Genomic DNA, 15,710 nt, shown 5'->3' with positions numbered 1-15,710 from the left:
TCCTATTTTAAGTATGAGCGAACCAGACCGGTTAACTCCTTGACGCTTTGCGCACGCCGCTCGGCGGACACTTCCGCTTGCCCGAACTCTTCCCGAATATGGGCTTGCATGACTTCCGACATCAGGCCGTTTACCGCCCCCCGGATCGCGGCAATTTGTTGCAGTACGGGAGCGCAATCAGCCCCTTCTTCAAGCGCGCGCTCAAGCGCCTCACACTGACCACGAATGCGGCGTATGCGTGCCAAGACGCGTTTTTTTTCCTGGGGTGAATGGGGCATGACGCATTTTCTTGAGTAATATACTGGGGGATAGTATATCCGAAGCCATTTAAAAATAAAAGAATCGGGTCTCAAATCAAATATCGATACATTAATCGCGCTGGTAATCCGCACTTTGTGCCTGATTCATGGCCATGCATGCCGTCATCCGGACTTCTTCAGACACGGAGCGGGGCGAAAAATTAACCATTCTTATCTTTTTCTGGTCACATTCTTTTGTTATATAGGCAAATACCCCTATGGTTACAGGATAATGTTTATTTATCATTGAAAGATCGGAACACAAAAAACGGCGTTTTAAAACCGGTTTTTTGTCACCCAATCATCGTATTTTGCCTTTATCAATGGCAAGCGTCTACGCATCAATTTAAATTTTCTTTCACACATTCTCTCTTAGGATCGTAACAATGACTAAAAACCCAGATACCGGCTTTAATCAACTTGACGATGTGTACTCATCATTGGAACTTTCCACTTCTCTACCCAAAAGCAAATTCCCGTCACAGGAACGCAACCCGAAAAATGTTTTTGCAGCGGTTCGCGATGAGTTGATGCTTGACGGCAATTCACGGCAAAACCTGGCCACTTTTTGCCAGACCTGGGTTGATGACGAAATCCGCGATCTCATGGATCTGTCCATCGACAAAAACATGATCGACAAGGATGAATACCCCCAGACCGCCGAGATTGAGGCCCGTTGCGTCAGAATGATTGCCGATTTATGGAACTCACCCGATGCTGAAAACACCTTGGGATGCTCTACCACCGGTTCTTCCGAGGCAGCCATGCTGGGCGGCCTGGCCCTGAAATGGAGCTGGCGCAAAAAACGCCAGGCACAAGGCAAACCCACCGACAAACCCAACCTGATTTGCGGCCCGGTACAAATTTGCTGGCATAAATTTGCCCGATATTTTGATGTTGAGTTGCGTGAAATTCCGCTTGAAGGCGATCGCCTGATCATGAGCCCTGAAGAAGTGCTCAAGCGCGTTGATGAAAACACCATCGGTGTGGTGCCTACCCTGGGCGTGACGTTTACCTGCCAATACGAACCGGTCAAAGCGGTACACGATGCACTTGACAAACTGCAACAGGAAACCGGCCTGGATATCCCCATGCACGTAGACGGTGCCAGTGGCGGTTTTCTGGCCCCATTTTGCGCCCCCGATATCGAGTGGGACTTCCGCCTGCCCCGCGTCAAATCCATCAATACGTCGGGCCACAAATTTGGCCTGGCGCCCCTGGGGGCTGGCTGGGTGGTCTGGCGTGAAGCATCCGACCTGCCCGAAGAATTGATTTTCAATGTCAATTACCTGGGTGGTGATATGCCCACCTTTGCCTTGAACTTCTCCCGTCCCGGTGGACAGATCATTGCGCAATACTACAACTTCCTGCGCCTGGGCCGTGAAGGCTATACCAAAATCCATAATGCCTGCTATGCAACCGCCCAATACTTGGCAGAAGAAATCGGCAAAATGGGCCCATTCGAGATTATCTTCGATGGCGACAGCCAGAAAGGGATTCCCGCCCTGGCCTGGAAACTGAAAGAAGGCCAGGCTATCGGTGGCTATACGCTTTATGACTTTGCCGATCGCCTGCGCAGCCGTGGCTGGCAGGTTCCCGCTTACTCCATGCCGGCCAACCGCGAAGACCTGGTCGTCCAGCGTATTCTGGTGCGTCATGGCGTCAGCAAAGACCTGGGAAGCCTGCTGCTTGACGACATGAAACGGGCGCTCGATTACTTTGAGAAACACCCTGTTTCCCATCCGCTGACTGAAAAAGAAGGCTCTGGTTTTAACCACGGATAATCTTCCCGAGACAGAAATTATGAAACCATCTGCTACCAATACTGGTAAACAACTGTCCCTGCTGGGATTCTTTGCCATTACCGCATCCATGGTCATGGCCGTTTATGAATATCCCACCTTTGCGACATCAGGCTTCAGCCTGGTGTGTTTCCTGCTGCTTGGCGGACTCTTGTGGTTCATTCCAGTTGGCCTTTGTGCCGCTGAAATGGCTACCGTCGAAGGATGGGAAGAAGGTGGTGTCTTTACCTGGGTCTCCAATACACTGGGCGAAAAATGGGGCTTTGCCGCCATTTCCTTCGGCTATCTGCAGATCGCCGTAGGCTTCATCCCCATGCTGTATTTCGTCCTGGGGGCACTTTCCTATATTCTGAACTGGCCTGCGCTTAATACCGATCCGGTCACCAAAACCATTGCGGCCCTGATCATCCTCTGGGCCCTGGCCTTTTCGCAGTTCGGCGGCACGAAATATACCGCACAAATTGCCAAAATCGGTTTTTTTGCCGGCATCCTGTTACCCGCACTGATCCTGGTCGCCCTGGCGATCAGTTATTTGATTAGCGGTGCGCCCCTGGCCATTGAAATCAGTGCCGCCACGTTCTTCCCTGATTTCACCCAAATCGGCACACTGGTCGTTTTTGTGGCCTTCATCCTGAGCTATATGGGTGTTGAAGCTTCCGCAACCCATGTGAACGAGATGAAAAACCCCGGCCGTGACTACCCGATGGCCATGCTGCTCCTGATGATTGCCGCCATCTGCTTAAGTTCTATTGGCGGCCTTTCGGTGGCTTCGGTGATTCCCCATGCCGAAATCAACCTGTCTGCCGGTGTGGTCCAAACCTTCAATGTCCTGATCAACCATTTCGGTCCGGGTTTTGAATGGGCCGTACGTGTTATTGCGGCATTGCTGATGCTCGGTGTGCTGGCTGAAATCGCCTCATGGATTGTCGGGCCTTCACGGGGCATGTACGTCACCGCGCAAAAAGGCATCCTGCCAGCCAAGTTCTCTAAGGTCAACAAAAACGGCGTTCCCGTTGCGCTGGTGATTTCCCAGCTCCTGATTACAACGGTTGCCATTATTGTGCTGACCAATACCGGTGGTGGCGGTGGAAACATGTCGTTCCTGATCGCCCTGGCGCTTACCGTAGTCATCTACCTGTGCAGCTATTTCCTGCTGTTCCTTGGCTATATCAATCTGGTCCGCAAGCACCCTGAAAAGAAACGCACTTTCAATATTCCTGGTGGCAATGGCGTCAAGATTGCGGTGGCCTCAACCGGGTTCATCATCTCCGTGCTGGCATTTATCATCTCGTTCTTCCCGCCAAGTTCACTGCCTGATATCAGCGCCGATGAATCCTACGTGACATTGCTGGTGATCAGCTTCCTGATCGTGGCTGCCCTGCCCTTTATCATCTATGCCATTCATGATAAACGCGGCAAGAAAACCGGCGTTTCACTGGTCCCCATCACGTCACAGAATGCACCCAAAGGGCATTTCTTTATGCACCCAAGGGCCCGTTCACCGCATCATCTGGTTCATGGCGAAGCTGATGAAAGCGCCTGAGGGGTAAGGGCAGCTTAACGGCTGACAACAAAAAAGGGGTATCCAATATAAGTTGGATGCCCCTTTTTTTAACCTTGAAGATATAAACCACTTTTAACAATAGGCTATGTGGTACCCATTAAAACGGCGGTTCACATAAAACAGTAAAGAATCCATTTAACCCATTGAATATATTGGTTTTTATCATAAAGAAAGCCAAAATTGTAAAGTTAAGCCCAATATTGTCAACTTTCTGGGCAGGTACTGTGGGAGTATTAGCCGCCAAGCGTAAAGATAGAATCTTGACACATTCAGCGACAGCACCTGATCAACTCAGGCGGCTCCAACACCCAAAATCACAAAAGGCGGTTATTGGAAGGCTGGTTGTTTCTACCAAACATTAAATCGCATTCTAGCAAGATCTCGGCTAAATAAAATCCATTTCCCGCTCTTGCCATCAACTCTAATTCAAACCTTGGTATTTACACCCATTTTCAAGCCGTCACCGGCTAATAGCTCCTTAGACCAAGGCGCTATCCAGCAGACAGCCGGCCAATTTGAGGTTTGAGATAGAGTTACCTCAAATTACGCACAATTACGCGCCACATGCGTAATTACGCAAACTATGCGTAATCCAGTTGTTTGCGAGCCTCTCTCACAAACCATATTTCGAAGTAGTTTCATGAATCTGGTTGTTATTTTCTACTCAGCATCCTAAAAATATCGAGTGCTTTTGAACAGGTGTAATATAAATAGGGTTCCAGAATGCAAAGCCTTTCAAGCATCCGCCCCATTCTCTCAATAGAGTCTTCGCTGATTGGCATATAAGCCAATTCTGTGCACCATTGACCTATATATTCTGCCCAACCATCTTTATCCTCAAAGGCTGCTCCTGCCACAACACCTATTGCCAGATAGTTTTCGGGCTCAGAATCCACATCAATATAGTCCCGATATAGACGGCTTAAAATCGTCACCGATGCAGCAAGCTTTCTACTTCTAGTCATACAAGCAACCTGAGCCAGTCCGTTTAAGACCTGATAGACAGAATCCTTGTCGTTAACCGCTGCTAATTTGTGCTGAGCACTTTCGAGCAGTGAAACAGCACGCTCCAAATAATCATCATCAATATTCCAAAAGGGCGCCAAATTCATCAAAACCCTAAAGGATTCCAGTGTAGCCTCACCGTCAATATGCTTAGCAAGCAAATTCGAGATTTCATCCGGTACAACCGCTGGTGCAGAGCTACCTTCCAATGGCCCAGGCAAGAACGAGTGCATATTCAATCGCGAACCAGACGTAAGCTCCTTTTGAAGATATTCAACCGCCTCACACTTATCGGGCTCTTGACACGCGACACTGACCCGCCCATATAGTTCATTAATAAATTGCTCTGAGGTTAAGTAAGTCGGCAGCCACCTTGGCTCTTCTATTAAATCGATAAAGCTTTGGCAGAAAAAGTAAAGCCCCCTTTGCTGAGAAGCCCACTGCTCAACTTTGTCAAAAACAACGCCCTCTTCCAGCGCCACTTTAACAATTAAGGCTGACTGGGCGAATGAAGAAAGGCGCCGGTAGAATGGTGGCATTCCTTTGAATATCTGCAATCGCGCCAGTTCGCCATCAACAAAAACTGCCATTGAGCAAAACAGGCGCAGGTTATTTAACGTTTTGGCAGAAGATAAGCATTCAAACAGCTTCTTAATAATCGCAGCTGATGTATCCTTGAATTTCAGTATGCCTACTTCGAGGCATGATATTAAAAGTATTGGGTGGCAGGATTCGATCGCCCGGTTTGCTATTGCGTGATACTGAACCTCATCAACAGGGCCATTGGAAACGACTGCTGATATAGACTTGTGAATGCACATCAAAAAATCATTCTCAGTCACTCCACTTTCTATTCTGCTGTCAAAATACTGTTTTAGCTCGACCTTACAGTACTCATCAATATTTTTACTCCCACAGGATTTCCCTACAAGCCTTTCGTAATAGCGAATATTATCTGGAACCAGCGTAGAAACTTTATTTGACGGGCCTTGAAACTCCTGCCGCAATAAGGCCTCAATGTGACTTGGCGAGTGCTCCAAATCAAGCAACAAATCTGACACATCATCATCACTGATCGTCGGTGTCGAAAGCACTGCCCGCCAACGGTCCAGCTCCTCTTTCGAAAGTGATTTACCCTTCGCTTCTGTCTCAAATAGGCTTAACCGCCTGTCCACATCAGCACCAAGCGGCCAAAAACTATCATTAAGTATCTGCAAATCACCCTTAGTTAAAGAAAAGGCTGGACGTTCATCCGGATGATGGCGTAGAGACCAAGGATTGCCCTTAATATCCTCCAGAAAAAATTCTTCCTCGATATTTTCAAAAGCACTGCGAATAGCCTTAAAGAAAGCTTTTCTGGAAAAGGCTATATCGTTATCGACAAAATTAACCGTAACGTCTCTCGCAAGACCTAGTTCTTCTAATAGCTTAGAATCAGATAATAGTTCAGCCCTTACCAGGCTGGGGAACAAATTGATAACGTGGGAGGCCATATAAGCACGCATCGAATCGGAGTTAGCCATCCAGCTCTTCCTCCAATGTCGATTGGTCAGAAATGCTTTTAACCTGCTGTTTCATAGAGTCAACCACATTCTTAAAGCTCCACGGATCGAAATCCTTCAGCGGCCCCAGTACAAACTCACCCAACCAAGCTTTGTAGTCTTCCTTTTGCTTATCAGATACAGACTCCGGTGCAATCAACATGGAATTCACCTTTAAAACCTCACCTAAATAGGCCATCCCTCCATCACCCCTTATTTGATGGGCTTGAGCCCACTCCCGATAGCCCATCAGTTCATAAAGCCAGCAAGATCTGGCACGGCTTAGTTCAAGTGGGATATCAACCGACCACTGAGCCCTTATGGCTTGTGCAATCGTTTTCATCGTTTCATGTAGCCACTGGGCATCTCTTGGGAGTTGAACCAAGCCACTAATCCTGATCAAAAGCAGATTTTCTCTTATCAGTTTTAGCTGCTTAGTTGGCTTAAACTCACCATCTGCCATAACTGAGTGATTTAGATGATATTCAAGCTCTTCAGCGGAAATTCTAACAAACTCAAACCCAAACTCCCGAAGTGATGTTCTGGCATCAAGCTTCTGTTCTTGAGAAATAAGCTCTTTATGGTGTAGCGTCTCGACAAAGTCTAATGATGTAAAAATTGGTACCGTTCTTTCATCAAATGTAATATTCCGATGCTTGTTCAAAAATCGATCATCTATCAAGGCTGTATCGCATACTTTAAGCGTCTCAAAAAGTTCTTCTGTTGGCCTGGCATAATTATTCTTAGGGGCAGCCACTTGGTCTTTATTTAACGGCATTTCAGCAAGGATCACTTTCCCAGATGTAAGCCCATTAGAAAATAGCTTCCTGATATTTTCTATTTTCGAATCTGCCTGTTGGATGATTGAATCGTAGTTTATCAGCGACCTATACCTATCACGCTCCCCTTTGAAGACATACACTTCGAATCCAGCATCACTGAGCTTGTCGAGCATTTCAACGGTCATCAAATAGGTGATTGACAGTGAATCGAGATACAATCTTGCACCACTTGCCACATCAAGATCGACAGGCCACTCTTTCTCGTGTTGGCGTAGGTAATTTAAGGCTTTAACACACTGAGCTTCAGTGATCACAGACAGACCTTCGAGCTTTTTGACTAATTGTGAACATGAAATCAGACTGTGATGAAATGATGAAAGGTCAACTTCCGCCTCCCTGAAAGAGCCACCGACCTTATACACAGGCCAGGAACACACCACCAATGCCCGCGACTCATTTGCAGGACTTGCATGCGCCTCCTCAAGCATATACGCAAGCTCATCACCAATATCTAACGCCAGCTCCGGATTGTTGATCGTTTTAGGATGGAAAACGGAAATTCTGCCGTCAGATACCAGCCGCTCAAAATATTTTGCCTTTTCGATCTGGCTCGGCTGGTGAAAAGCAACTTTTTGCTTTTCTTCAAACAACCAGCGCATGAACGAGTGAGGGATAACAATTCTCTCGAAGCAATCAAACAAATGATGTAGTTGCCCTATATTCTCCATAACCAGCGCACTGGAGGCATCGATGGCAATCGTCTCACTACCAATAATCTGATCCGACCTAGCACCATGAAATATCGGGACTAAATTTTTCCGCCGTATATCTTTTGCGCTTTTGTTTTCCTGGGGCTGAACCAGATAAAAGTCAGACATCGTCCTGTTCAATAGCTCCGCCACTGTAAAAACAGGCGCATCACCATCAATATAGGCTTTATAGACCTTCTCATTTTTCTCCCTGGCTTCAGACATCATCACTTTTAAGTCTTCTAATGATGCCCTATGCAATGGGCCATCGTCATTGGAGAGAACCATCGCTTTATTGAGCCACTCGGATGCTTTTTGATTGTCCTCCCAGCCCATCGTGGTCGCCGTAAAGTACGATGCCGCTAACACTTGAGGATCTTCAGTATATTTGCCAGTACAAAACTCTACTATTTGCCTTGCTCGACCTGGGGAAACGGCCTTAGCTAACTGGGCGGCCTGTAAAAGATCATCGACCTTCAACTCCTCCCGGCTATTCCAGCTATCCTCCACAAAAACGCTAAGGGATTCCCAGTCACCACCGAATATAGATAAATTGATTTCAAGCGTTTTAAGACCAGGTAGTTGTGATTTAGATTGCCTCAACAGTGCAATCTGTTCATGAGCGCCACTTAGATCCCCCTTTCTAAATAGAGACCAAGCCCAGTGAGCCTGCAACCCCTCGCTTCTCTTAATGATGTCCATCCTATCTGACAGAAATTGATGCAGCTCAGAAAATTTTCCAAGCGAAGAGGCGGCATTACAGACTCTAATAGCATCAGATTCCTGGCCAGTGCGATCAAAAAGCTCCCGGCAATATGAGTAGTATCTATCCCCAAGATTTTCTCTTTCTAGCAAATTAACCAAATGAGAAAGGTCATTTGTAGCTTTACTTTGTTGATATTGGCTTATGGCTAATGCAACTGGATCGTTACCCTTGACTGACTCAATGATATTTTTCAGATTCCTTACTTCAGCTTCTGGCGCCCCCGAACCCTCTATATTTTGTAGGAGCTGTTCTGCATCATCCACCAACCCTGATCGCGCCAATGCCTCTATTTCAAACATATTAATGGCAATGGGATTAACGGCTCTCTCCATTTGAGTCCTGTGGCGAACGATATACTCCGCCACCGCCGAGGCTGGTTTTTTTGTTTGTGCCAATACAAACCTGGCTAAACCAAGAATTGGATCATTATCATAGCTTAGTGCCGTTTGCCTATTTACTTCCTTTTCAATGGACTCAAAATCAATATCAATTCCAAACGCGAATGCCAATGGCAAATACTCAAGCGTTTTTTGAGTGTAACTAACGAAGTAGCTCTGAAGTTGAACCTTTGCCTGCTCATGTGTTTCACTGTTTCTAAGCTCTAACCACAGCCCATAGTTATCTGCCATATTCGCGACATCTTCAGCACCAAGACGCCTCGCCAGTTCCGAACAAATTTTAAACAGTTCGACAGCGCGATTTCTAAGCAATATAGAGTCAGAATCATCTGCCAGCGGAAATTGCTCTGCCGCTAATGGAACAGAATTCATTACGATTTCGCGAAGTTCAGTGGCCTTAATTGCATTTACTAAAAATGTGAATGCAGAAATCTGAGCCAGCGCTGGCGATATAGACAGGGATTCATCGCCTATTGCCTGCACAAAATTTAAAGCCTTTTCCCATCGATGTTCTGACAGCAATGCAGAAACTAAAACCACTTTTCCATCATTATCTAGGTCCTGAACACTTAAACCTGCACCGTCAAGCCAGTCAAAAGCAGCTTCGTTTCCCTCTACTGTTTTTTTAATCATGAAGAAGGCGGCATAATTAGATGGGCTACTTGCCTTAAGCAAACCAGACGCCGCATCTACATTTTTTGACCCAATCGCGCCAATAAAGGCCTGAGCTATTTCAGCCTCTTCCGTTTGGCATAGCTTTTTAGAGGCTGATAACCAGCTTTTCGCCTGCTCAACTCTTTCCCCCACGCACAAGTATCTTGCCAGTAGCGCTAGTGCCTTGGCTTTTGCTTGAGGGGTACCGCCAGACAGTTCACCGCCAATAATGCTTTCTGCTAAAGCCGTCGCCTTCTCTTCCTTAGGAAAGGAACCGAAAAATCGCAGCAAGGTAATTTCGCGAGCTAGTTCTTCTATTTTTTCGTCTTGAAGGTGTTGAGCTGTAAATCCTGCGCTCCGAATTTTATCAACTATCAAATCTGCTGTTTGTTTTGGATGATCCTTGACAACATCCAGTAGCTTTCTTTCGCTATCCTGACGCATTGATTTAATTTGAAGCCAAACATCAATCAAATAAATCAAAATACTTAAACCGATTAGCACCCAGCCAGTTATATACATTGGAGTTGATATTGGCTCGCTATATTCTGGAAGGACTTTCTGATTACTCAAAAACCAATTTAGAATATCCAGCCACAAAGGAGGATTGAGGATACCTATTCCTGCCAACAACAGCGGCACACTTAGTGCCTTCGCTAATGAAGGTCTAAACAGCGCAACCAAAAATTTTATGTTTTTCCGCACAACATCCCAATCAATATTCATAACAATCTAAACCCTCCCTGAAGGTGGAATTTCCTTATCAAACGGCCGGAGAATCTGCGCGGTTTCAGTGTTAGAGGGTAGAGCAGCCCCTTCTGGCGGGGCCCTATCAACATTGGCCATCTGTATGCCTTTCTGCCGCACATGAAAGGCGATTTGCTGCCAGCGACGCAACCACAGCTCTTCCTTTCGCTTGTAGGCATCTAGCTCAGCCTTGAGGCGATCCACCTCAACCTGAAGCTCTTCGGCCTCTTTGGTGGCCTGCTCTTTGGTTTTCACCAATCCGCCCGACAGCGCTCGTTTGGCGTTGTCATAAGCAGCTTTGATCTCAGATTTAGCCTGGAGCGACTGGCGACTAAAGCCAAAGCGCTCTTCTAGTACAGCCCAGGTTAGTTTTGATCCAAGCTCGCCCAGCGCCCAGCGATCCAAATCGGCAACGATTGTATTGATGTCACTGTCGGACATGCGTCTGAAGCGCTTAACCATGCTCTACCTCGTGTAAATATTGTTCGGGATCAAAGTGCTCCACCCCGTTGTCGGCCAGTTGGGAAGCCAGTGTTTTAAGTTTTTTATCGTTGTGTGCTAGCCAGTCAGCACTCTTTTTCGGCTTAGTGCTATCCAACTGCTTTTCAGCATTTTTTCGTGCCAGCGCAGTAAGAGCAAACTGGCGCTTCTGCTCGTCCAGACGACCCTTATCATCCTTAGCCCACACGTAGTCTTTGCAGTCCGCCGAACATTGCAAATGCCGCTCGCAGGGTGTTTGAGAGAAATTGTGGATACAGATACCGGTACCGACATCATGCACGGCCTGAATTCGCGCCTTCAGAATGGCATCCTGGACTTCTATCGGTACAACTTTAATTTGCTCGGCTAACTGGCCTCCAACCAAGCCTTTTTTGATGTCGTCACGGAGCATCAGTGCTCGTTTTTCGCGGGATGTATGCTGATAGGCTTTGGTGTCTCTTGGGTTGGTTCGACCAAACCATTCAGTTTGCAGCAGATCACTTAACCCGCCCTCATCAAGCAGGGTATTAAGCGTGTGACGAAAGTGGTGACTGGTAAAATCCACCTCGATACTGCCGGAAGCGTATTCGGCGGCAAGCGCAGGGAAATAGCGGAGAAATGTGGCGAGCATGGCATGGGTGCAAATGGTAGCCAACCAGTGCGCGTAGCTCCCACTAGAAAGTCCCATAGGACGAATGAATAACAGATCTTTTAGGTAGTATTCTTTGCCAAATTGATCCGTATGGAGAGCCGATAAATATGCTTCCGAGAAATCACGGAAACAGTATTCAACCAATCCACTTTTGTAAGTGTAAAAAATGGGGTTTGCAGGCTTAATTCCCTGCTTGGTTAACGCGCTATGATCTGGCCACGCAAGGTTTTGTTTCCTGAGCCAGCCAATTGTGCCCAAAACAGTATGACTGATCCCCAATTCAGTTAAATCAGCCGCATATAGCTTTTTATCTTCCGAGATGCTGTCCAAAAACCTTAGGTCAGGCCCCCCAGTTTTTTGCATTTCTTCTGCTGTCGCCCGCGCTTTTGCGGTAATTTCTGCTATCTCAATGAGCACATCGCCAACAATAGAGCTTACCTCTGACGGCAAATACAGCCTGCGCTTTGGCGTAAATACATCTCCTCGGCTAGCTTTCCTCGGAAAGTACTCGATATAGGCGTTACCATCTTCATCAAAAGACAACTGCTGATTGGGTAATAGTGAAATCTCACTGAATCGTCTTCCTGTGCAAGCAAGTAGCGTCAACATCAGAATATAGAAGCGATACTTATGACCTTGGGGAACTTTTAAGTAGAGTTCACCAATGACTCGAAACACAGCGGGATCAACTAGTTTGTCCGACTTCGTCTCCAGAGCCTCTGGATCATCCAACCTTTTGTGATTTATCCCTCCCGTGCTCGCTGGCCGCCTCATCCTAGCGTATTTGTACTGCAATAAAACCCGACATAGACCATTCGAATCACAATGCGCTGCGAACTCTGCAACATGCTTGTGAAGGTTGTAGGCAGTGGTTTCACTGTAGTGTTTTGAGATTAAACCAGACGCATTATCCAGAGCCTCTGGCGTAAGCCCAATTAACTCCTGCCCTAGCTGTTTAGCTGCATATGAGACATATCCAATAGCGGTAATGAAACTGCGCTGATTCGGTGTTGATTGATGTTTTCTGTGGAACCTGAGAACAAACAACGCTTTGGCAACCAGCTCCCAGCAACCGTCTAATGGCGCTGAACCCAGCTTCGGAGATAGCGAAAAACCAAAAGAGGCTGATTTCGTATTTTTACCAGTTAACTTGACTAGGCGACCTGCATCGACTTGCCACTCGGGGTCCTCCCAAACAACCGACTCAAACCCTTCCAGCTTCATTAGCTTTGCTTTGCTGACTAAAGATTTGAGGTTTTCATTCCTGTCACGCTCCAGACGATCAACGAAAGAGACGACCTTGGCCTTGCGATTAGAGCGACGATCAGACATTGCGCCCCCCTTCCTCACAGAGTTTGGCTACTTGTGCAACCGCAGCGATCACCTCGTCAAGCTGTATCCCTAATCGCGCATTCTCGTACCTTTTTAAACGCTCTTCGCGACCGGCCAGCAGGCATTCCAAGACATGCTCATGATCAGCATGACGATATGGCTGAAACTTGGGGCACAAATAACACGAGTAAGGGGGATCAAGATGGCAGACACTGGATTCACCACATATACCAATATCCGCTTGATCGACAGGGTTTTGATCATCTACAAACGTCAGATGCTTGTCATCTCGTTCACCATTGACGGCATCTTCATCACTATCGATTAGCCTGCCTTTGAAAAAACTGAGGTACTTCGAGAAACCTTTCGCTGTTGCTTTGTCTAGGTGTTCAACTATTTTTCCAGCCATCTCAAAATAGACATTCACGTGCTGGGTATCTGTATGGTCCAGTATTCTGGCCAGCTCACGCTTACTGATTCCCTCAGCAGCCAGCCCAGTTGCCAAGGTATATCGCAGCCGCCTTGGCGTGACATGCAATAATTCGCCAGTAAGCGGCGAGATAATATTGTGACGTTTTATAAAAGCTTTCACAAGGTTCGCTATCCCAGTGGACAGCATGTTATAAGCCTCATCCCAACGCTTTGAATCAATCGCATAAGCATTTTTTCTGGGGTTTATAAATAGAGGTCTGGTGACTTCTACTGCCTTTCCATCTACCTCAATTAGAAGCTTCCTATGCTTGGACGCATCTATAAGCTCCAAAACGTGCTTTGCGATCTCAGGCTCTAAATACTCATCGATCATGTCATCCCTTGGAGCCAACTGCCTTTTCTTTATTCTTGGCATTTTCAAGACATAACACGGTGGCGATGAACCCGGTGTCAGGTTAACTAAATCAGTTTCTTTTAAAAATGTTAAATTCGCGGGGTTTCGGCCAAAAGCTATAGATAGAGCCACAGCTGTTTTTTGCTGCAAATGCTCGTAGACTTTACTTTGATCCTGCTTAAGCGCATTGATTATAGGCTGAAGCTCCAGCGTCCTATGCAATGGCCCACATTCTGGATCTTCCTGACGAACCGCCTCACCCTTAGGGTTGCCTGGAACTTCTAGAGAATCGAGCTCTTGTGCATAGGCTATCGAGAACCCGAGCTCCGAATAGTTTTCAGAGCACCAGATGTACCACTGAATTGGCCGGTACAACGCCCACAGCCTGTGCTTATTTCGCGCCTGACTGATTGCCTCTTCCATTACAGCAATCAGACGTTCTTGAAATTCATCAGCGGAAATGTCGGGCAACAAAGAGTGCTTTTTTTGGCAAGAGACTATTGCAGCGGATATATCACTCCAGTACTGGCACCCTGCATGAGTTGACACCCTTGATGCCTGATCAATAATACAGCGCTTAATCGAAGTTTTAAGCGTGTCGTTTTCAACTCGAGAAAAATCAAGCCTGCTATGCCGATACAGAAGAGGAAATGTCCATCTATCACCAGTAATCTCAACTTTTACACCCTCTCGAGTAAAAAATTGAGAGGGTAACTCTAGCGCAGAGTCAGAAATCTGGGGCGCTTTATGCAAGAGCAATTTCATTTATTCAACCCTGCAATCAATTTCTTTTGATAGTCACATAGCGCCCGACGAGCCTGCTCTTCAACCTCTTGAGCAATGTACACGGATTGGGACTCCAAACTTGAATCTCCCCGCAATATAGCTAAGGCCTGTTTCCTTCTCTCCTCTTCCAAGCCTGCCGCCCTGAGCGCCTGCTCCATACGGCTAGAAAATGTATGCCTCAAGGATTTAGGTGTAAGAATTTCCGGAAGCGAACCAGAATATTCACTCCGCAGACGAGAAAAAAGTTGCGTAAGGGACGAATGAGACAGAGGGTCGCCTTCATCACTTAAGATCAAATAGTCGGTTTCTTTGCTCGATTTCTGCTCCAAAACCTCCCTCCACTCAACTATGTAGCGATCAAGCATTCGTACAAAGTGATGTCCTTCTAAAGGCAATACCCTGCCATTGCGCTTGACACTGGGCCTTGGCTTTCTCTTGTCGAGCGGGTCCGGGGACCTTCTTTTAACAGTCACCGACGAGATCGAGCCAATCTGAATATCCTCTACACGCAAACTAAGCAATTCCCCAGGGCGAAGTCCGCAATTAAGCATCAGAGACACCGCCGCGAAGTTTCTAAATTTAACAGGCTCGAAATGCGCAAACGAATCTGGACTTTCAGGATTCAGACACTGGAGTAAGAACTCGGCTTCGTCATTGGTTAGAGACTTCCTCGAAATACTTCCAGCCCTTGGAGTATTTATAAAGGCTCGATCAATCCATCCCATTAGGCGCTTCCTTGCAGCCTGAAGAACCTCATATTGGGAATCACTTAGTGGTAAAGATGAAATATAAACATCGAGCTCCCATACGAAGTACTGTCGGATCGTTGCTAATCGATTATTGAATGTATGAGGCGAGACAACCTTATCTTCAGATTCCATATCTTTTCTTAGAAACTCTATCAGACCACCACTGAATTCAGCCTCTGTGAATAGTGTGCCAATTTTCAGCCTTGCTCTCAGATCGATTTGTCTGTCCTCCAGCCATCGATACAAAACAGACAACTCTCGAAGATTCCTGATTAGCGTGTTTGTACTTAAGTTTCTTCGACTCAACAGAAATTCATTTGGAGAGGGAATCGGCAAACCATCACCATCCAAAAGTATTGGCAACAAATCACCTGATCTATGACTTACCGTTACGATTCTCATTCAAGCCACATCTTTACAATTACAAAACTTAAAAACCTACAAGTTTACAAAAATAATAACATACGAATTCTAATAATCACACATTTTTCAGGCAATAAAAAGCCCTCTAGTATCTTTACAGACAAAAGAGGGCTATTTATTAACTTAACCTATTAATTTATATGTCTTTTTTAAAA

General features: G+C 46.4%; 9 protein-coding genes. 2 read left to right on the top strand and 7 right to left on the bottom strand.

Translation table 11 applies throughout. The features are described from left to right. Nucleotides 1-2 precede the first annotated feature (2 nt). Nucleotides 3-278 carry a formaldehyde-responsive transcriptional repressor FrmR gene (gene frmR / locus KU392_RS02835; RefSeq protein WP_217734502.1) on the bottom strand — a complete coding sequence of 92 codons (276 nt, stop codon included), beginning with the start codon at nucleotides 276-278 and terminating at the stop codon, nucleotides 3-5. A gap of 407 nt (nucleotides 279-685) precedes the next feature. Here frmR and gad point away from each other — a divergent pair, with 407 nt between their 5' ends. Continuing rightward, on the top strand, nucleotides 686-2,083 hold the full coding sequence (gene gad / locus KU392_RS02830; protein ID WP_169293386.1) for a glutamate decarboxylase: 1,398 nt from the start codon (nucleotides 686-688) through the stop codon (nucleotides 2,081-2,083). Between the two features lie 19 nt (nucleotides 2,084-2,102). Beyond that, entirely contained in the window at nucleotides 2,103-3,644 is a 1,542-nt protein-coding gene (gene gadC / locus KU392_RS02825; protein ID WP_169293385.1) for a glutamate/gamma-aminobutyrate antiporter, read from the top strand. A 674-nt stretch (nucleotides 3,645-4,318) separates the two neighbouring features. Here the strand turns inward: gadC and KU392_RS02820 are convergent. From KU392_RS02820 to KU392_RS02795, 6 genes are read right to left on the bottom strand one after another with little or no spacing between them, the layout of a single operon-like run. Further along, nucleotides 4,319-6,193: a hypothetical protein gene (locus KU392_RS02820; RefSeq protein ID WP_217734501.1), complete on the bottom strand. Its 1,875-nt coding sequence runs from the start codon at nucleotides 6,191-6,193 to the stop codon at nucleotides 4,319-4,321. Then, entirely contained in the window at nucleotides 6,186-10,286 is a 4,101-nt protein-coding gene (locus tag KU392_RS02815; protein ID WP_217734500.1) for an HTH domain-containing protein, read from the bottom strand. Before KU392_RS02815 ends, KU392_RS02820 begins: the two co-directional genes overlap by 8 nt. A gap of 6 nt (nucleotides 10,287-10,292) precedes the next feature. After that, complete coding sequence (locus KU392_RS02810; protein WP_217734499.1) at nucleotides 10,293-10,748, bottom strand: hypothetical protein; 456 nt, start codon at nucleotides 10,746-10,748, stop codon at nucleotides 10,293-10,295. 13 nt (nucleotides 10,749-10,761) lie between these two features. Beyond that, nucleotides 10,762-12,771, bottom strand: coding sequence for a hypothetical protein (locus KU392_RS02805; RefSeq protein WP_217734498.1), 2,010 nt, complete (start codon nucleotides 12,769-12,771; stop codon nucleotides 10,762-10,764). After that, nucleotides 12,764-14,362: a site-specific integrase gene (locus tag KU392_RS02800; protein WP_172630332.1), complete on the bottom strand. Its 1,599-nt coding sequence runs from the start codon at nucleotides 14,360-14,362 to the stop codon at nucleotides 12,764-12,766. The genes KU392_RS02805 and KU392_RS02800 overlap by 8 nt, the downstream gene beginning before the upstream one ends. After that, nucleotides 14,359-15,534 (bottom strand): tyrosine-type recombinase/integrase, encoded by a 1,176-nt coding sequence (locus KU392_RS02795; RefSeq protein ID WP_217734497.1) that lies wholly within the window; start codon nucleotides 15,532-15,534, stop codon nucleotides 14,359-14,361. Before KU392_RS02795 ends, KU392_RS02800 begins: the two co-directional genes overlap by 4 nt. Nucleotides 15,535-15,710 lie beyond the last annotated feature (176 nt).

Origin of the sequence: Advenella alkanexedens, assembly GCF_019132845.1 — a bacterium.
Lineage (GTDB): Bacteria > Pseudomonadota > Gammaproteobacteria > Burkholderiales > Burkholderiaceae_B > Advenella > Advenella alkanexedens.
This window is presented reverse-complemented; position numbering and strand designations above follow the sequence as displayed.